A 17,887-nucleotide genomic window follows, 5' to 3' on the forward strand; every position below is an offset into this window, starting at 1 on the left:
GCGGTTTTGCTGAGTCGGGCTAGCGGGATTTGAACCCACGACCCCTTGACCCCCAGTCAAGTGCGCTACCAAACTGCGCCATAGCCCGTCGTCGTTCGTGAAACTCATAGCTTCATCTTTCGACTCAACGATAATAGCCTATATTGCCCGATCCATGTTAATCGACTGCGGAATTTGCCCCAGGAAGAAAAACATTATTCAATTAATGCATGTCTGAAAATCTTTCCCGCACAGAAGCACAATTGCGCAGCTCTTCGCTTGTTATTGACTCCTACCAGATCAAGCTTGACGTTTCAGAAGCGCCTAGTGCCACTAACACCTTTCGCACAAGCTCGCGCATTACGCTAACGCAACTCAACGAGGGCGACGTCTTCGTTGATTTTATCGGCGATTCGGTACAAAACGTCCAAATCGACGGAACAGAAAGAGATTTTCAGTACGACGGCGCACGCATCACCTTTGGCCAGCTCAACCAGGGTAAACATACTATCGAGATCCACGCTACAGGCGTATATTCAACCTCCGGAGAAGGTCTGCACCGCTTCAAAGACCCGCTAGATGGGCAAACATACCTATACACCCAGTTCGAACCAGCCGACGCACGGCGCGTATTTGCGAACTTTGAGCAGCCTGATTTGAAAGCTACATTCGATATATCGATCTGCGCTCCTGAGTCATGGACCGTTTTGTCTAATGGGGAAGAAAAATCATGCGAAAGTTCCCCTGAGAATTCACTAGGGGAGTTGTGTACAACCAGGCATTTTTCCACTACGCAGCGCATGTCGACTTATCTCACAGCATTCATTGCCGGGCCATATGTGGCTTTCAACGATGAAGCAGTGCTAGCTTTGCAGACAATTAAGCTGGGCTTTTATTGCCGAGCAACTCTTGCTGAGCACTTTGATTTTGAAGATATCTCGACCGTTACAAAGCAAGGTCTCAACCTCTTCCCGCAGGCATATGGAGTGCCTTATCCGTGGGGGAAGTACGATTCGGTGTTCGTACCTGAATACAACCTCGGTGCCATGGAAAATCCGGGCTGCGTGACATTCAATGAAGCAGCATATATTCATCGTGGTCAATCAACTCGCGCACAACGCGAGGGACGAGCAAATACAATTCTTCACGAAATGTCGCACATGTGGTTTGGTGATTACACAACGCCACAGTGGTGGGACGATTTATGGCTAAAAGAATCATTTGCCGAGTTTATGGGCGCGTGGGGATGCGCACAGGCAACTCAATACACCGAAGCGTGGCAGAGTTTTGCAGGCAGACGCTTGGCTTGGGCTCTTCAAAACGATCAGTACCCGACGACACATCCGATTGTGGCCGACGTCCCGGATCTTGAGGCCGCTGATCAGGTGTTTGATGGCATTACCTACGCCAAGGGTGCAGCTGTATTGCGCCAGCTTGTGGCGTGGGTAGGCGAGGAAGCGTTTTTTGCAGGCGCACGTGCATATTTCGCCGCTCATCCTTTTTCCAACGCCACTCTCGATGATCTATTGATCGCACTCGAAGAATCCTCAGGTAAAGACGTGCGCTTGTGGGCACAGCAGTGGTTGCAAACGGCAGGCGTTTCAACGCTGACCGTTGAGCGACAGGAAGACGGCGTAATGATTCGTCAAGAGGGAATTGAGCCTCTGACCGGAGAGAAGATCACGCGCCCGCATCGGATTAGAGTATCTGCGTGGAAAGCTTTTGAAAATCGCCTGCAGAGAATTGGTATGGCAGACGTCGAAGTTACATCCGAGACGTTTATCCCGTGGTCCAAGCTCGGGGGAGACGACGCCGATGCGATTCTTCCAAACGACGAATCTTTAACCTATGCAAAGATTGGTTTCGACTCTCGCTCGCTTGCGGCTTTTCTTTCAATGGACGTCGACGACGATCTCTCACGTTCGGTAATAAATACGGCTTTGTGGCAAGCGGTTCGCGATGCGGTAATTACTCCGCGGCAGTACTTGGCATATATTTCGACAACGCCTCAACTTGCCGATTCCGCATTACTTTCCCAGCGCACGCAGACGATGCTATTTGCAGCTAAAAATTTTGAGCCAGGTTGCACACGTAACGATCTTCTCAAGGAATTATTCGCGCTAGCGCATCGACAAGTGTCCGATTATAGCGATTTGAAGCGAGACCAGACGCTTATTTGGATGCGCACGCTCGCGGCGACCGGAAGTCTCTTGCCACATACCTGCGAGATTTTGAAGCATCAGCTCAATGAGCTTGAAGATCAAGATTTACGCTGGCAAATCCTGATTGCACTTGCCGCACATTCTCAAGTTTCGCTTGAGGACCTCGATACTGAGCTCGCTCGAAGTGCCAGTGCTTCAGATGAAGTAGCGTATCGTCAAGCGGTTGCAAGCATGCCTAATACCCGGCTTCAAACTATTGATTTGTTGCTCAATAACGCTAATACGCTGTCCAATACTCATGTGCAGGCTTTGGTTGACGGCTTTACTCATTCATGCCATAGCGATGAGGCAAGATCGGCGTTCCCGCACTATTTTGACCATATCGAGAGCATTTGGCAGCGCTACTCCCAAGAGATTGCAGAACGTATCATTTACGGCCTGTATCCTGCACCTGACCTCGATTCAGGCAAATCTGAATCTGATCTCGCTGATGCGACTGCATGGCTTGATAAGCCAGGAACTCCTGCAGCTTTACGCAAGATCATCCTAGACTGCCGCGATGACTATCAGCGAAAGTTAAGAGCGCAGGCTCGGGCTTAAGGAATTGAAACACAGCTCAATCACGATCAGTTCAAGTCCGAAGATGCATTACTAAGAGTGCACAATCTAAGATAAGATTAGATAATTACCAAGGCTAGGGGAGTGAAATGTCGAACGAAGAACTCAACGTACACATGTCAGCTAGTTCGCAAGATCCTTCGTCTACGTCGCGTTTCACTATCATGGGAAGTTTCCATAGCTCACTTGGTGAGGTGAAAGGTCTCGACGCCGATGATCGCGCTGCGATAGAAGCTTTGCCTGCGTCGTCGGCACTTCTTATCGTGCGACGCGGGCCGAATTATGGAGCTCGGTTTTTGCTCAATTCTGACGAGACAGTGGCGGGGCGTCACCCCAAGTCGGATATTTTCCTTGATGACGTCACCGTCTCGCGTCGTCATGCGCATTTTGTGCGGCAAGGCAATCAGTTCTACGTCCGCGATGCGCACTCTTTGAACGGCACCTATGTGAATCAGGAGCTTGTGGAAGAAGCATTATTGACCAACGGTGATGAAGTGCGTATTGGGAAATATCAGCTCACATTTTTTGCTTCCCCTAAGGTGGCTCAATGACTCCTGAAGTCAAAGCTGAACTATTTCACGAGGAACGGCTGACGTGGCCACAGGATGTCTCACACGAACCAACTCTGAAAATTGGGGAAGTCCTCGCGGCGTTGAACAGCGAATTTCCTTTTTTAGCGGCATCTAAAATTCGATACTACGAGTCGTTGGAGCTCATCCAACCTCATCGTACCGACTCAAATCAGCGCATGTTTTCGTATGCCGATATTGAGCGACTTCGCTTCATTTTAGTTGAGCAGCGCGATCGTTATACTCGATTGCCGCAGATTAAAGAAATGCTCAAGCAGCTAGATTCTGGCGAAGTACACTCTGAGCATCCAGGGAAAATGCGAGTTGTGCGCGAAAATGACGTTCACACTCCACGTCCAGGCACGCGTCTTCATAAAGACGAACTGGCAGCTCTTACAGGTGCTTCCACCACTGAGATTGAAGGATTCATCGCCGCTGGTCTGCTTACTCAAGATTCGCGAGGTAGGCTCACGGCTCAAGCGGTTGATATTGTGCGCTATGCGCTCATGCTAACCGAAGTCGGCGTGGATATTCGTAGCTTGAAATCAGTGCGCACATCGGCTCATGCCCATGCTGTGAACCTCGTAAATTTACTCGCTAATGAGCGCGCAAAGAAGAATTCTGTAGCAAAAGAGCGCGTGATCGTGGAAACAGGGGAGTTAAGCACGATGCTCACGAACTATTATCGAGCACTATTACTCGAGAGTATTGACGTTGAGCTGCGATAGTTGAACTCATATGAAGCACATTGCGAAGAACAGTTAAACCCTATTGGCTCGCAATCTGACCGAACTGCTTCTTCAAGTACAACTTGAGACATGCCGGCGCGACACGCCAAACATATTTAGAGTGTCAGCGTTGAAATCGTCGCAATTCCGGTCTAACCTTAAAGCTAGTAGAAAACAAGGAGGGCTGACGTGAATAGTGACGCAACCGCGCATGGCGTCCATCCGCAGCGTGCACAGCAAATGCTGTTCGGAGACGAATTACCAGATCTCGATATGGAAACAGGGTATCGAGGCCCGGCTGTTTGCCGCGCTGTTGGCATCACTTATCGCCAGCTTGATTATTGGGATCGCACTGGTCTAGTAGAACCAACGATCCGTTCAGCACAAGGTTCAGGCTCGCAGCGGCTTTATTCATTCCGCGATATCTTAGTTCTCAAAGTGGTAAAGCGTCTGCTAGACACTGGAGTATCACTTCAGCAGATCCGCACAGCCGTAGAACAGCTGTCAACACACGGAGTAGATGATCTAGCAGGAATAACGTTAATGTCTGACGGCGCTTCCGTGTATTTATGCACGTCAAACGATGAGGTTATTGATCTTATCAACGTTGGACAAGGCGTATTTGGTATTGCACTGAGCCGAGTATGGCGTGAAGTTGAAGGATCGCTCTCAGAACTTCCAACTGAGCGACTCAACAGTGGCGATCATTCGGGCATTGTTGATGAACTCGCAGCTCGACGTGCTGCACGCAATGCAATGTGAAAATAGTTTTTGCGGGTGGTGGCGACTTCAAAAAGTCGCCACCACCCGCATATATAGCTCACTTCAATGAGGGATAGGCATTAAATACGTCAATAGGGCAGTGAAGCGCATGGGCCCATATCCGATGCCGTAATGCAAGTAAAAGGAAATTTGACATAATATGTATTATCGGCGCTTTGCTCATTTGTGTGTTATGCCAACCAGCTGCGTGCACATTTTTCGAGTATCGCTAAATACGGTAGACTTAGAGCCGTTAGGCAAAGCTCAACACGAAGAGTTTCTCAAAGAAAACTTCGAACGAAAGCCGATGCGTCGGCTGTACGTGTAGTACAAGCTTGTGCTTAGCTGGCATCAACCTGTGATGAAATCTGAGAAATAATTTCAGCATAATGTGCGTTCTAATTTACGTAGAGTCGCATTAGGCTAAATATTTTGTAGAGAAAGAAAAATATACTTATGGTGGAACGCTCACTACGTGGCATGAAAATTGGCGCGAATTCCTTGGAGTCGGATATCGGCGTCGCGCTTGTTGATCGCCGTGAGGTTACCTACGAATGCCTTGATAACAAACAGCGCTTCGTCGTCACCCTTGCTGCAGATGCTGAAGCTCCAACGGTATGGGAATGCCGGTGCGGTTCTGAAGCACGACTAATCGGTGCTCAGGTCGACGAAGAAGAAAAGAATCAAAAACCAGTGCGTACTCACTGGGATATGCTGCTTGAGCGTCGTTCTACCAAAGAACTACAAGAGCTTCTTGACGAGCGTTTAGCGCTTCTTCGAGAGGGAAAACTGTATAAACGTATGCGCTGATAATTACCGCAATATAAATTTGACCCTGTGGGGATGGCCTTATTTGAGGTCATCCCCACAGGTTTAACCAGCACAGCAGCTGGGCATATTTTTTCGCCAAACTCAGCAAAATTAATCCAAGAAACTGCCGCAACTTTACCGGCTGGCATTTACGCTGCTTTATTACACTAACTCAGCTACTTAAGTCATCGCTGACGCACTAAACGATAAGTTGCCCCAGCTAAACACAAGATCCCCAGTGCAAAACATAAATATTGGCGCACATTCGCTGTTTTCGTGGCAAAAGTTTGCGACGAAATTAAAGGAACGTCTAGTACCACAGCAGATTGCTCAAATAGGTCGGTTTGGTAGCGCACCACTCCCCTTGCTGAAACCACTGCTGATGTGCCCGATGTGGAAACTTGAATCGCAGATTTTCCATGCTCAATCGCCCGAAAACGAGTCATTGCAAGCTGCTGCAAAGGCTCTCCAGATCTGCCAAACGATGCATTATTCGTTGGCACTACCAGCAGATTTGCCCCATCTGCGCCGTCTGCCACGATCTGCGAATAAGCAATTTCAAAACAAATCGGAACTGCAGCAACGATATTATGCCCACCTGCCGTAACACTTAGCTGAGCTCGACTATCGCCCGGTATCATATCAACTGAAATTTTCTTAGCTTCGGGGACGATCCGTTCAATGAACGAACGAAATGGAAGGTATTCCCCGAACGGAACCGGATGCTGCTTGGAATACGTTCCCACAACGCCGTCGCCCGTCACAGCAATATAGTCGTTAGTTCGCGTATTGCCTGCGTATTGCTGCGTACCCAACATCAAGGGCACTCCCCTTGATTCTTTCATGAGCGAATTCAAAATGTTATTGGCCTCTTGATCTTGGCGAATATCGCGATCTGATGCGGATTCTGGCCAAAGAATGAGGTCAGGGTGTTGAGCTAAAATTTTCCGAGTTGCCTGTGCGTGGTTTTGCGTCACGATGAGTGCCCGCGACTCATCCGGTTTCAGCGTGTCTTCATCTGGCACGTTGCCTTGTACCACGCCAATGCGGATACTCGCCGATCCTGGAACCGAAAAACCTATAAAACTTGGCGCAATGATCAAAACAAGTGACGTCGATAGCCCTGCAATCGCAGAAAACAACGCCCGCTCGCGTAAGGAACACAGCACGCTTGCAGCAAGTATGGAAGAAAATACCGCAATAAATTCAACGAGTTGAACCGACCCCCACGGGCTGAGATTGACTAAGGGCGAATCGACTAAGGAAAACCCAAGGCTTCCCCACGGCATTCCGCCAAAAGGAACGGTAGCGCGACATTGTTCAGCCACCACCCACAGCAAGGCATCAATAGCTGCAACGAGATAAAGAGATATTAGAGGTCTTTGTGCGAGAACCGTTTTATATCCACGATGGACATAAGCCCAGGTCATTAAAAGAATGCCAACAAAACATCCCTGACTTAATGCAAGTGCGAACCTCGCGAGTTCTGTGCGAGCAGCCAAAGCTGCCCAGTCACAAAGAAGATAAAAGTACACAAAACCCGCAAACGTTCCCCAACAAAACCGTGAAAGAAGCCCGCCATTACTCAAGAACCACAAACTTGCCACGCCCACGAATGCCAACGGCCACCAATTTAGTGGCTGAGCAGCGCAATATAAGGCCACACCTGCAATAACACTGAGTAATGCAGATGGAGCCCAACTCGATACACGGGGAAAGTTCACTCCAAAATTCTAACGTTTAGTGTGGTGAATCAAAATACGTGGGCGGTTTTTGCAACATCTCAACATATATAGAGATGTTGCAAAAACCGCACCAAAACGTGAAGCCGCCTGTGTTCTTACATATGTTTTTGGTTCTCGCGAAGCCACCTTGTTCTCACATATGTCTTGTGTTATTACCGGCGTCCTGTTTTGTCACCGACGTCCGGCACAATCGCAAGAGCCGCCTGGCCTGTCACCGATGCCCTGACTCTCCAAACCCTCAAAAAGCACAAGCTCCCATGTATCCCCTCGGACCGCATACGCGTTTTCTATCGGAATACATCGGAGCTTGCAAACACATTTTCATATCTGCGTCTAGACATATACGCTAAAGAACTCCCCAGCTAGGCGCAAGTCAGATCTACTTTATAACCACTCCCAACGCCTGATTTTCGCGATAGCTTGCGCCGCCAAATCCCCCAACCAAAAATCAGATCCAACCACTTTAAGCTGGCCTAATAGATCGAGAAGACGCCGCGATGCACTGATGAAATCACCCACATCAATATGAGATTTTGTTAATACAACGTCAAGTTTTTCACCATTTGCCCAATCCGCAAAGGCTTCAACTCCACCCGGATCAGGCTCGATCGTTCTTTGAATCCCAAAGCGCTGCTCAATATCGAAAATATAGTCATAATTGCGCTCAACCGCAGCCCATGCTGCACGCAGCTTTGCCTTGCGAGGGAACCCCTTGCCCAATCGCCGATCCCCTAAAAACGCCGAGCAAATACCCGCAAATTCGCTAGCAGTTAGCTCAGCAATACTCGGTTCGTTCAGACACATCGAAATCAGCAAATCGGATTCGTTATGAATTCCGCGCAGCAGATGTGCTCCTCCAGCAAGCGAATAATCCTGCAAGTACCCAAGATAGTTGAGGATATCGGCAGTGGCATCAAATTCTTTTGCCACAGAATCTTCAAAACTCTCCGCAAGCGCGCTCAATTCAGACAAACGCGCCTCTAACGACAAATACTCAGTCGCGTCACTGAGAATAGCTTTATGTTTACTGTGCCGGTGCACCGGGTGCGCCACAAGATCAGAGTTCTCACGCACCGCAAAACGATCCCATGAATCCACCAAATCACGATCAGTGCCGAGCTCAGAACGTTCATCTATCGCGTCCAAAATAGATTGAGCAATATCTTCGCGCACTTCAAGATCTTTTGGCGATATACCAAATGGCATCTTGATTGTGCCCAAATCACGCAGCTCAGAAGAGAGTTCATTGGAGTGCAGCCACACCATCTCGGCAAATATATTCACTAACCGAATCTTCGTTTTCGATACAGATAACGCAACTCCATATTCAAGTTCACCATCGCGCGCATAAGCGTATAAGTGCCCTGTCTTTGCATTGCGCCAACTCTGTTCCACAACGCGACGATACTCTTCTTTCGCCGCTTTACGCTGAGCTTTAGATGCCCGCCCAGACTGCTGCCGAAGTTGCAAGTACTGCACCACATCCATGCCGGGATAACGGTCTTCTAATTCGCCCTCAAGTTCGCTAATTCGCCGCTGAATTCGCTGGATACGCCCTTGAATCTGCCCTAAATCGGCATTCTTTTGAAACTGCGCAAAGGATGTTCCCATAATTGCGCGAGCCTCGTCACGTCCGTGAATCGCCAATAGACTAACTACGGTATTGTATGAGGGATAAAATGCCGATTCGAGTGGTTCCATCGCACCAATGGCAAGCCGCTCCAGTGTGCCAAGATCAATATCCGCCGACGCCAACACAAATGCGTAACCACGTTCGTCTTTTCCACGCCTACCAGCGCGCCCTATGAGTTGCGTATATTCCGTAGCCGTTAAGTCCGAAAAACCGCTTCCGTTCCATTTATGAAGATCTTCGACGACGACGGCGCGCACGGGCATATCAATGCCAAGTGAAAGCGTACCAGTAGCGTAGACGAGCTTGAGCAGGCCTTGCACCATCAAACGCTCCGTCAGCTCTTTAATCGCCGGAAACATACCGGCATGATGCGCACTGAATCCGCGCACCAAAGCCTTTGACCACAGCGCAAAGCGAACGGCTCGAGCGTCATCGTCTGAAAGCGTTTCTCGCAATTCTTTGACCTGAGCGCGAATCACTTTCTGCTGCTCAGCAGTCGTTAAAACGATATCTGCATCTAAGAGATCCTTAACGGCATTATCGCAGCCTTTACGCGAAAAAATGAACTCAATTGCCGGCAAATAATCGCGTTCGTCCAGCGCCGCTATCACTCGTTTACGCTGCGCAAGGGATACCTTACGTGCCCGGCGTCGGCCGTCACTGTACGCGCCGCGATGGTTAAGTGCCGATATCACTGCTACTGCTTCATCATTGAGATCGCCCTGATTATTGAGAATCGGCGTGATCTTCGCCTTGTGAAGCAAGGACTGCTGCAGCGGAACCGGCCGATGAAAACTCGTGATCGTCGTCGTTTTGCCTCGCACCGAACGCAACCAATGCGAAAACTCATCAATATTGGCAATCGTCGCAGAAAGTGACACCAGGCGTACATGGCTCGGAAGCTGAAGTATGATCTCTTCCCACACAGGACCGCGCACTTTATCAGAAAGATAGTGCACCTCATCGAGCACTACATAACCAATATCTTGAATTCCTTTATCGCGCTGGAACAGCATATTGCGCAAAACTTCTGTGGTTACAACAAGTATTTGCGCATCGCGGTTTACAACCGTGTCGCCAGTGAGCAGTCCTACCGTTTCTTCACCCAAGAGTTGGGCGAATTCGCGATATTTCTGATTCGACAGCGCTTTTATCGGAGCCGTATAGATGCAGCGGACTCCCTTTGCAAGCGCCAATTCAATCGCATACTGGGCAATAACCGTCTTTCCGGAGCCAGTCGGTGCACATACCAGCACATCAGAACCCGATGCCAGTGCAGCGATTGCGTCCTTTTGAAAGTCATCGAGTTCAATGCCACGACTTCGATACGCATCAAGAAAATTTTCAGTAATGAGATCGCGCATTATGTCCTTACAGTGCTAGTTTGATAACTCGCGGCCGGACGCGAATTGTTGCTGGCAATGAACAGATGTACTCGCCGTCGGCCATCACTGCCGGCGGATGATCACCAAAACGAGTATCGGCTTCAACAGTGATTTCAGTAGTTCTAAAATGGTGAACGCGCTCGTCAGCTGTGTGTTTAGCCATCGCCAGTCGAGGCAGGAGCGAACCGAACTCCGCTAATGACAGTCCTCGCGCAATCACCACGTCGAGCAAGCCATCATTCGGTTTAGCAGCGGGAGCAAGAGCGAATCCTCCACCGGCATAGCGAGTATTGGCCACGCATAGCAGCGTCATTGACCCAGCTCCGGTATGCCCATTTGCAGAAATCTTTACACCATAAGGCCGATAATTGCGTATGCTTTGCCCGATTGCTCGCACATATCGCATATTGCCGCGTGGCCATTTCATGCGATTGGTGCGCTCGTTGACGTCAGCATCAAGGCCAAGGCTCACGATCGCCATCGCCCGTTTGATTCCCTCCGCCGACTCAATCTCAATAGCATCGACTTTGTAATATCTGCGTGCAAACAACGAGGTGATCACTTGGTGGAGAGAATCTTCCATATTGTGTATGGGCAGCTTAAATTCGCGTGCAATATCGTTTCCAGAGCCAACGGCCACAATTCCCAAAGGAATTCCGCTATCGCCAACGGCTTCGACTCCGAGGTGAATCATTCCATCCCCTCCGACGACGACGAGCGCATCAATTTCGCCGTTATTAACCGCTTCTCGCATAACAGACAGTGCCTGCGTTGCGTCCTGCGCAGTAAGCCAGACGACGTCGATTGGGTATTCCTCTACCACTTTCAGTAGTTGTGTGCGATATTTTTCAGCGCGACCTGCTCCCGACTCAGGATTCAACGCGATTCCAATAATCACTTTCGGTTTTCCTCCCGAATTCTTCGAGCTTCTTCACGCCGCTCAGAACTAAATCTCGTTTCAAAATCTTCGGCATCGTCCCATCGCTGGACAGCACGAGAAAGCTTTTGAGCTCGTATTTCTTGGCGTTGTTCAACAAGTTGTCGGTGCTTGAGTGCAGCTTGAGTACGACGATCTGGACATTCGAATACCGAACGTGACTTCACGTACTGACGCAAATGTGGAAGTGCATGCACTGAAAAGGCTTGTGCAAATCCGCTTCCTGCGCCAAAAAGTGCACGTACAGATTTCCATAAGCCAAACAGCAAGAAAACCAGATATGCAGTGAGGCACACAAGCCCAATAAATAAAATCCAAAATATAATCATTGCTCGTCTATACTCTCATACTGTTCTCGTATATGCCGGATATGATCAAGATCTTCGGCGAGAAAAGACCGCGGTTCAATGCTGTGTACTGCTGAGCCGAGTCGCACCAGCAAAGAGCGCAACCATCCCCGATTAACAACAGACAAAGTGATCACAAGCTCACCGTCATCAGTGACGAACTGTGTGTTAGGCACGGATTCTACCACCCAACGTGCACTTGGATCGCAGCGCAGTATCACCTGCTCCCCCACAAATTCCATCGGTTCGTTCTTGGCCATTCGTTGCGCATGCTGAAAAGACTTAGCCGAGATGGCGTCGTCGGAAATCGAGACATTGGCAATGCGATCCAACCGATAGGATCGAATATTTTCCTGCTCGTCTAAAACGTCCACCAGCGGATGGTAACCGGAGTCAATCGCGATCGGGTATCCGCTTACCTCTACAGATTCTGCACGGGCATTAGCGTTAGATTTCCAATAGTGAAATGTGGTCTTTCGGCGCTGCGAAATCGCATGATCGAGCATTGCAGTGACATCATGGGCGTACCTGATGCTTGGAGCAGACCACAATACAGACCCAAAACCAGCTTGTTGAGCTGCACTGACGAGTGTATTGCGCAAGTGAAGCAGCGAAGACCGCTGTGATTCTTGGGCAGCACTGAGCAAAAAATCAATCGCTCCCAGCAATCCGATGATTTCAGCCAAAGTAAACAGTGCAGGCGCCACTGGCTCTATTTGCGACACTGAAACAATCCCGGCAGCATCGGGTTCCAACTCCATCGAGATGGGAACCGATGAGGAGTACCCGCCTTCTCCATCGACGAGCTCAACCACAAAAAGTTCTCTTAATTCCTTGTGCATATCTTTCACGGATTGATGAAAATGCGCAGCTAATTCACCCAAAGGCATCGGTCCATGGGTTTGCAGATAAGAGAGCACAGAAATTTTTAGGGCCAGAGACAGATCGATCATTAGCTCTCCCACTCTCTGTCACACAATGCCATAATATGGCTCAACCGAACGATGAATTCTTGCCGCAGTTCCTTTGGGGATTCAAGATAGGCATCAGTTCCATAAAAGATGAGGTAATCGAATAATTCGTGTTTGTCGATGCCAATAAAAATGGCGCGCTGGAAATCAGACGAAATTTCTTCCATAGAATTCGCCATTGCCACCAACGGGGTGCATGTACCAGTTCGAACTCGAATCGTCGCTTCTACCGGCGCAAATGCGTCAGAATCTGAATTCGCATCTGAACTCTCACGCCTTTTCTTCGCAGATTCATCAGTAGAGGAATCATTAGTTGACGAACCGTTAATTGAGGGATCATTGGTTGAAGCGCTAGCTGTTGCAAAACCAGCGGTTAAGGAACCAGGCGCACTGATTTGCACGAGATTGTGAGCGTTTTTCTTTAAGAACTTCGGAGCCGCGATTATTCGCGAAACCTTATAGATACGACGCGCCCCCGTATCGACGCCGTTGACGCTAACTTCCCAGCCGGAGAAATAGAACGAGTCAAAATGCACGTGTATACGGTGTGGTCGAACAACATAAAGAGCTTCAGTATTCTTCGCACCCGACTGGTAGCGAAATTCGATCAGCTGTTCGTTTTGCAAGGCATTTGCGATATCCACGATGTAATCACCGCGCGGTACATTGGTGCGAAAAGTATGTGCATATTCCGAGCTCGGAACGTCTGCAAGGAGTTTATGTACTCCCATTTGCACGAATTGCTCCGCATCGTTGCGTCCTTTATGCCCAAGCACCCCGTAGAGCACACTCAAATCCGCATCTTTAGCGTCGACTTTGATACCAGCAGAATTATTAATCCAATAGGTATATTCGCCAAGCTGATTCATTGCCTGCTCAACGCGATAACCAGAACTGCGCAAAACTCTTATATCTTTTTCGACTATATCGCGAAAAGTCTCAAATGATTTGTCTTGAAAAAGCTCACTATACACAGGCAGCGCACGAATATGTGACAACGAAGCTCGCCGTTCCATCAGGTAGAACGCGAGCGTGATTCTGCGCTCTCCTGTGCGATTCTCTCCGTTATTCGCCATGAATCTTATTTTAGTGCACTAAACTGAATATGTGATTATTTGGCGGCAAGGCAAAATTATTCAATTTCAACAGTCCTGGGCAGATGCAGGCGAATACCAAGTAGCGCTCGACGATGGCACCACTGGCAAAGCTCTCGCATACTATCCGATGGTGGGTAAGCCAGAGGTTGGCGATACAGTATTACTCTCCACCGCCGCTGTCAAACGCGGACTCGGTACCGGCGGCTACATGTTCATTGTGGCGATGCCAGATCGCCTGCCTGCTGACCCGCCGCCGCAACCAGGGCATATTGTGAAAAATCGGTATACCCCCACTCAATTTATGGTGCAAGGCGTTGACGAACAGGAATCTGACTATCACGATATACTCGCCGATGCGAAAGATATTGATGCGATGCACGTCATCGCAGCAGATTTACACTCGGCGCTTCCGGCTATTGTGGGCGGAATTAAAGAGGTAGCTCCCCAAGCGCGTATCGCTTATGTGATGGGCGACGGCGGTGCCCTCCCTGCGTGGTTTTCCCAACTTGCGTATCGGATGAGAGAACAAGGCGATATTTTAGGAACGATATCGTGCGGGCAAGCTTTCGGTGGAGATTTAGAAGCCGTCAATATCTATACCGGTTTACTCGCTGCAAAGCACGTATGGAATGCCGATGTTGCTGTGGTTGCACAAGGTCCAGGCAATCTCGGTACTGGCACACGATGGGGATTTTCCGGTACCTCTATCGGTGAAGCGCTTAACGCCGCAGGTATTCTTGGTGGTATTCCCGTGGCTGCCCTGCGTATGTCTGAGGCAGATCAACGCGAACGCCATTTTGGCATTTCTCATCACAGTATGCGCATTTTGGAAGATGTGGTGACGCGCCCGTGTATAGTTCCAACGCCAAAACTTGGCACAAGCTTTATGGGAACCGAACTTGGTACCCTCATCAGCTCACAGCTAGCTGAACTAAGTTCTTACTCACACCTTCGCATCGAGGAAATTAACTCGCAAGGTTTACTGGAAATGCTTCACGATCTGCCCTACTCATTACGAACCATGGGCAGAGATCTCACTCAAGACACAATCAACTTCTTGGCTGCTGCAGCCGCCGGCCGATACGTCGGAAACGAGCTTATGAAATAACCGCTGTGGGGGTGGCCTATAATGCTATAGGCCACCCCCACACTAAGTTGAGCCATCGTGAGCCGATCACCTTGTTCAGCTCCGTGCTTCAAAACTCTAAATTCGCGATGTTAGCAGCGGCGTGACGATGATTCCACGTGCGCCAGCAGCATAGAGTTCATCCATGACGCGGTTCATGTCTTTTTTCGGAACCATTGATCGCACCGCGATCCACCCGTCGTCGTGCAAAGGCGAAATCGTCGGAGATTGGAAACCTGGCGTGAGCTTCACCGCCTGACTTAAAATTTCCTCTTTGCAATCGTAATCAATAAGCACGTAGCCACGCGCCACAATGACGCCCTCGAGACGACCGTCAAGAATCCGCAGTTCACGTGAAATTTCTGCATTGGCATTGCGAATGAGTACTGCTTCTGAACGCAACAAAGGCTCACCAAATACGTGCAGGCCAGCGGCGCGAAGCGTCGAACCGGTTTCGACTACATCCGCGATCGCATCGGCAATACCGAGCCGCACCGAAGATTCCACTGCCCCATCAAGATGCACCACATCAGCTTGGATCCCATGCTCGCTCAAATAAGCTTTTAGCAAGAAATCATAAGACGTGGCGATCCTTTTACCGGCCAAATCGCCAATTTGCATAGTCTCGCCCCCAGGAGCGGCAAATCGGAAAGTTGAACGCGCAAAGCCCAATGAACGATGCTCAATCGCATTCGCACCCGAGTCGAGGAGCAAATCACGACCGGTGATACCGACGTCGACCGTCCCTGCGCCAACGTAAACAGCAACATCACGTGGCCGAATGAAAAAGAACTCTACATCATTCTCTTCGTCAAACAACACTAGCTCACGTGACTCTCGACGCTGGCGGTAACCAGCCTCCCTCAGCATCTGTGATGCTGGCTCAGATAACGCGCCTTTATTCGGCACTGCAATACGCAACATTATGCTGAACTTCTTTCTTTAGAGATACCGATAAATATCGTCTGGAGTTAAACCACGAGCAATCATCATCACTTGTGCATGGTAAATCAGCTGCGAAATTTCTTCTGCAAGCTCGTCATCTGACTGATATTCAGCAGCGATCCAAACTTCGCCTGCCTCTTCAGCAATCTTTTTACCAATGAAATGTATGCCCGATTCGAGCTCTTTCACAGTTCTCGAATTTGGGTCAGCCGCTTCAGCTTTTGCTTTTAACTCTGCATAGAGATCATCAAAATTCTTCACGAGTATTACCCTACTCCGCATATAAACTTTTGAACTACTTGTTTCGTTTCTTAAGAACCGTCTCGGTATAAGCGTCTTTTGCATCTACCGATTTCTTGATAATCCCAGTTGATTGCATAAATGCCGACATAGCCGTCCAGGTTTGTGGATTTTGCGCACCAAAATTTTGTCCGTCTCCATAGAGTTTTATCGTCTCTTGAAGCACTTTTTGCGCCAAAGCACGCTGATGTGTATCTTTCAAAGATGGCACATACCCAGTGACGATATCGAGCGTCTCTTGTGGATTTGCTCCTGCATAGGCCACACCACGCTGCACAGCGGCGAGGAACTTTGCGTACTCATCAGCGCGAATATTTTCCGCAAGCGAACCGAATCCCACCCCAACCAGCGGAGGCTCCCCGGCGTCGACGACGGCGAACATAGTAACGTCGATACCTGCGTTTTGCAGTGAAACAGTATCGTTATTCGCAAATCCCACGACGGCGTCGACTTTCTTTTCTTTCAACGCTGCAGCTTGCGTATAGCCAATAAACTCTGTCTTGACTTTGCCTTTCAAACCATGTTGTTCAAGACCAGCCAAAAGAGCGAAGTAGTTTTCCCCATAAGGTCCAGGCAAGCCGATCGTCTTTCCTGCTAAATCAGACCATTTGCCAATCCTGGATTCCTTTGGCGAGATCACCACCACGGGGTACTTTTGATACATTGTTGCCCAGTTCACGACGTCGATTCCCGTTGAACGAGCTTGCATCATCTCATCACCACCAGCAAAGACGATGTCTTCATCGCCCGATTGCAAAGCGCCAAAAAGGTTCTCCTGCGCTCCGTGATGACGCAAAGTAACGTTCAACCCAGCTTCTTTAAAATAACCTTTTTTCTCCGCAACATACACCGGTGCAAACTGAACGTCTGGAATATAGGTTAAACCTAAGGTGAATGTTGCCGATTGGGAATCCTGGCTCGTTTGCGTGGTATCTTGTGATGTTTGTGAACAACCCGCAACGACAAGCATGAGTGCGGCGAGAATTGATCCTAGTTTTTTCATGACTGATCCTATCTTTCAGCGACTGCCCGCACAACGCGTATTTCGGCAGCTCTTAGAGTTAAGTACAAGCCCACAGCCACAATCGATAACAAGGCAATCGTGGCGAACATCGCCGGAGTATCATTCAAATGCTGAGCGGTAACGAGCTCTATTCCGAGTCCGCGTTGACCACCGATAACCATCTCGCCTACTACTGCGCCTGTCATTGCAAGTGTGAACCCGGTACGAAGTCCTGCCATAATACTTGGTGCTGCCAATGGAAGCTCGATTTTTAATACGAGATTCCAACCGCTACAACCATCGAGACGAGCAGCTCCAATAAGATCTTGGTTCAGCGACCGCACACCGACCGCCGTATTGACGATAATCGGGAACACCACCATAATCGCGCATAAAGCGATAATCGGGGCACTGCCATAACCAATCCAAGAAACTAACAACGGAGCAACTGCCACAGCGGGAATAGCTTGTGACGCTGCCAAATAGGGCTCTACGGTGGCACCGAAAACGGCAAAATGAGCAATAGCAAAACCTAGTGGAATGCCGATAAGCGCTGCAATTAAGCAACCTAATGCGGCCTCCATCAGCGTTTGTGACAAGGAGTTAACGAGGTATCCCTCATTTAATCCTGATAGCAATCGCGCAAGGATTGACTGTGGACTTGGCAAAACGTATTCGCCAATCACATTGGTCGATGTGAAGAAAGTCCACAATACCAGCAGCACGAGACCAAAAATGATTGGTGCGATCCACCGATATTTGCGCATTGC

The 17,887-nt window shown here is 49.2% G+C and carries 16 protein-coding genes and 1 tRNA gene; 6 read left to right on the forward strand and 11 right to left on the reverse strand.

Annotated elements, in window-relative coordinates; all coding sequences use genetic code 11:
- Positions 1-14 precede the first annotated feature (14 nt).
- A tRNA-Pro gene (locus tag JOD55_RS06280) sits at positions 15-88 on the reverse strand.
- 121 nt (positions 89-209) lie between these two features.
- Here JOD55_RS06280 and pepN point away from each other — a divergent pair.
- From pepN to JOD55_RS06305, 5 genes are all read left to right on the forward strand, one after another.
- Entirely contained in the window at positions 210-2,741 is a 2,532-nt protein-coding gene (gene pepN / locus JOD55_RS06285; protein WP_204399195.1) for an aminopeptidase N, read from the forward strand.
- A 107-nt stretch (positions 2,742-2,848) separates the two neighbouring features.
- Complete coding sequence (locus JOD55_RS06290; RefSeq protein ID WP_275587023.1) at positions 2,849-3,310, forward strand: FHA domain-containing protein; 462 nt, start codon at positions 2,849-2,851, stop codon at positions 3,308-3,310.
- A complete protein-coding gene (gene ftsR, locus JOD55_RS06295; protein ID WP_204399196.1) occupies positions 3,307-4,056 on the forward strand; it encodes a transcriptional regulator FtsR in 750 nt (249 codons plus the stop codon). The genes JOD55_RS06290 and ftsR overlap by 4 nt, the downstream gene beginning before the upstream one ends.
- Before the next feature lie 240 nt (positions 4,057-4,296).
- On the forward strand, positions 4,297-4,818 hold the full coding sequence (locus tag JOD55_RS06300) for a MerR family transcriptional regulator (protein ID WP_204399727.1): 522 nt from the start codon (positions 4,297-4,299) through the stop codon (positions 4,816-4,818).
- A 456-nt stretch (positions 4,819-5,274) separates the two neighbouring features.
- Complete coding sequence (locus JOD55_RS06305) at positions 5,275-5,628, forward strand: RNA polymerase-binding protein RbpA (protein WP_204399197.1); 354 nt, start codon at positions 5,275-5,277, stop codon at positions 5,626-5,628.
- A 185-nt stretch (positions 5,629-5,813) separates the two neighbouring features.
- Here the strand turns inward: JOD55_RS06305 and lnt are convergent, their stop codons facing one another.
- The 6 genes from lnt to JOD55_RS06335 all read right to left on the reverse strand — a co-directional run bounded on the left by lnt (position 5,814) and on the right by JOD55_RS06335 (position 13,722).
- Positions 5,814-7,352: an apolipoprotein N-acyltransferase gene (lnt, locus tag JOD55_RS06310; protein ID WP_204399198.1), complete on the reverse strand. Its 1,539-nt coding sequence runs from the start codon at positions 7,350-7,352 to the stop codon at positions 5,814-5,816.
- Positions 7,353-7,757: 405 nt separating this feature from the next.
- Positions 7,758-10,370 carry a DEAD/DEAH box helicase gene (locus JOD55_RS06315; RefSeq protein ID WP_204399199.1) on the reverse strand — a complete coding sequence of 871 codons (2,613 nt, stop codon included), beginning with the start codon at positions 10,368-10,370 and terminating at the stop codon, positions 7,758-7,760.
- A 7-nt stretch (positions 10,371-10,377) separates the two neighbouring features.
- Positions 10,378-11,289, reverse strand: coding sequence for a diacylglycerol kinase family protein (locus tag JOD55_RS06320; RefSeq protein WP_204399200.1), 912 nt, complete (start codon positions 11,287-11,289; stop codon positions 10,378-10,380).
- Positions 11,286-11,657, reverse strand: coding sequence for a hypothetical protein (locus JOD55_RS06325; RefSeq protein WP_204399201.1), 372 nt, complete (start codon positions 11,655-11,657; stop codon positions 11,286-11,288). The genes JOD55_RS06320 and JOD55_RS06325 overlap by 4 nt, the downstream gene beginning before the upstream one ends.
- Positions 11,654-12,628: a helix-turn-helix transcriptional regulator gene (locus JOD55_RS06330; RefSeq protein WP_204399202.1), complete on the reverse strand. Its 975-nt coding sequence runs from the start codon at positions 12,626-12,628 to the stop codon at positions 11,654-11,656. The genes JOD55_RS06325 and JOD55_RS06330 overlap by 4 nt, the downstream gene beginning before the upstream one ends.
- Entirely contained in the window at positions 12,628-13,722 is a 1,095-nt protein-coding gene (locus JOD55_RS06335; RefSeq protein ID WP_204399203.1) for a WYL domain-containing protein, read from the reverse strand. The genes JOD55_RS06330 and JOD55_RS06335 overlap by 1 nt, the downstream gene beginning before the upstream one ends.
- Before the next feature lie 31 nt (positions 13,723-13,753).
- Between JOD55_RS06335 and JOD55_RS06340 the strand changes: the two genes are divergently transcribed.
- Positions 13,754-14,851, forward strand: a complete 1,098-nt coding sequence (locus JOD55_RS06340; RefSeq protein WP_338022212.1) for a DUF3866 family protein — start codon at positions 13,754-13,756, stop codon at positions 14,849-14,851.
- A gap of 96 nt (positions 14,852-14,947) precedes the next feature.
- Here the strand turns inward: JOD55_RS06340 and hisG are convergent, their stop codons facing one another.
- From hisG to JOD55_RS06360, 4 genes are read right to left on the reverse strand one after another with little or no spacing between them, the layout of a single operon-like run.
- Entirely contained in the window at positions 14,948-15,793 is an 846-nt protein-coding gene (hisG, locus tag JOD55_RS06345; protein ID WP_204399204.1) for an ATP phosphoribosyltransferase, read from the reverse strand.
- A gap of 18 nt (positions 15,794-15,811) precedes the next feature.
- Positions 15,812-16,075 (reverse strand): phosphoribosyl-ATP diphosphatase, encoded by a 264-nt coding sequence (locus tag JOD55_RS06350; RefSeq protein WP_420827027.1) that lies wholly within the window; start codon positions 16,073-16,075, stop codon positions 15,812-15,814.
- Between the two features lie 34 nt (positions 16,076-16,109).
- Positions 16,110-17,117, reverse strand: a complete 1,008-nt coding sequence (locus tag JOD55_RS06355) for an ABC transporter substrate-binding protein (RefSeq protein ID WP_204399205.1) — start codon at positions 17,115-17,117, stop codon at positions 16,110-16,112.
- 8 nt (positions 17,118-17,125) lie between these two features.
- On the reverse strand, positions 17,126-17,884 hold the full coding sequence (locus JOD55_RS06360) for an ABC transporter permease (RefSeq protein ID WP_204399206.1): 759 nt from the start codon (positions 17,882-17,884) through the stop codon (positions 17,126-17,128).
- Between the last annotated feature and the right edge of the window lie 3 nt (positions 17,885-17,887).

This window comes from Arcanobacterium pluranimalium (genome assembly GCF_016907845.1).
Lineage (GTDB): Bacteria > Actinomycetota > Actinomycetes > Actinomycetales > Actinomycetaceae > Arcanobacterium_A > Arcanobacterium_A pluranimalium.

What these genes read in the sequence shown, in the direction of transcription:
- JOD55_RS06360 (WP_204399206.1), bottom strand. Translation starts at nt 17,884, where the DNA reads ATGCGCAAATATCGGTGGATCGCACCAATCATTTTTGGTCTCGTGCTG.
- JOD55_RS06290 (WP_275587023.1), top strand. Translation starts at nt 2,849, where the DNA reads ATGTCGAACGAAGAACTCAACGTACACATGTCAGCTAGTTCGCAAGAT.
- pepN (WP_204399195.1), top strand. Translation starts at nt 210, where the DNA reads ATGTCTGAAAATCTTTCCCGCACAGAAGCACAATTGCGCAGCTCTTCG.
- JOD55_RS06325 (WP_204399201.1), bottom strand. Translation starts at nt 11,657, where the DNA reads ATGATTATATTTTGGATTTTATTTATTGGGCTTGTGTGCCTCACTGCA.
- JOD55_RS06330 (WP_204399202.1), bottom strand. Translation starts at nt 12,628, where the DNA reads ATGATCGATCTGTCTCTGGCCCTAAAAATTTCTGTGCTCTCTTATCTG.
- JOD55_RS06335 (WP_204399203.1), bottom strand. Translation starts at nt 13,722, where the DNA reads ATGGCGAATAACGGAGAGAATCGCACAGGAGAGCGCAGAATCACGCTC.
- JOD55_RS06315 (WP_204399199.1), bottom strand. Translation starts at nt 10,370, where the DNA reads ATGCGCGATCTCATTACTGAAAATTTTCTTGATGCGTATCGAAGTCGT.
- hisG (WP_204399204.1), bottom strand. Translation starts at nt 15,793, where the DNA reads ATGTTGCGTATTGCAGTGCCGAATAAAGGCGCGTTATCTGAGCCAGCA.
- JOD55_RS06300 (WP_204399727.1), top strand. Translation starts at nt 4,297, where the DNA reads ATGCTGTTCGGAGACGAATTACCAGATCTCGATATGGAAACAGGGTAT.
- ftsR (WP_204399196.1), top strand. Translation starts at nt 3,307, where the DNA reads ATGACTCCTGAAGTCAAAGCTGAACTATTTCACGAGGAACGGCTGACG.
- JOD55_RS06355 (WP_204399205.1), bottom strand. Translation starts at nt 17,117, where the DNA reads ATGAAAAAACTAGGATCAATTCTCGCCGCACTCATGCTTGTCGTTGCG.
- JOD55_RS06305 (WP_204399197.1), top strand. Translation starts at nt 5,275, where the DNA reads ATGGTGGAACGCTCACTACGTGGCATGAAAATTGGCGCGAATTCCTTG.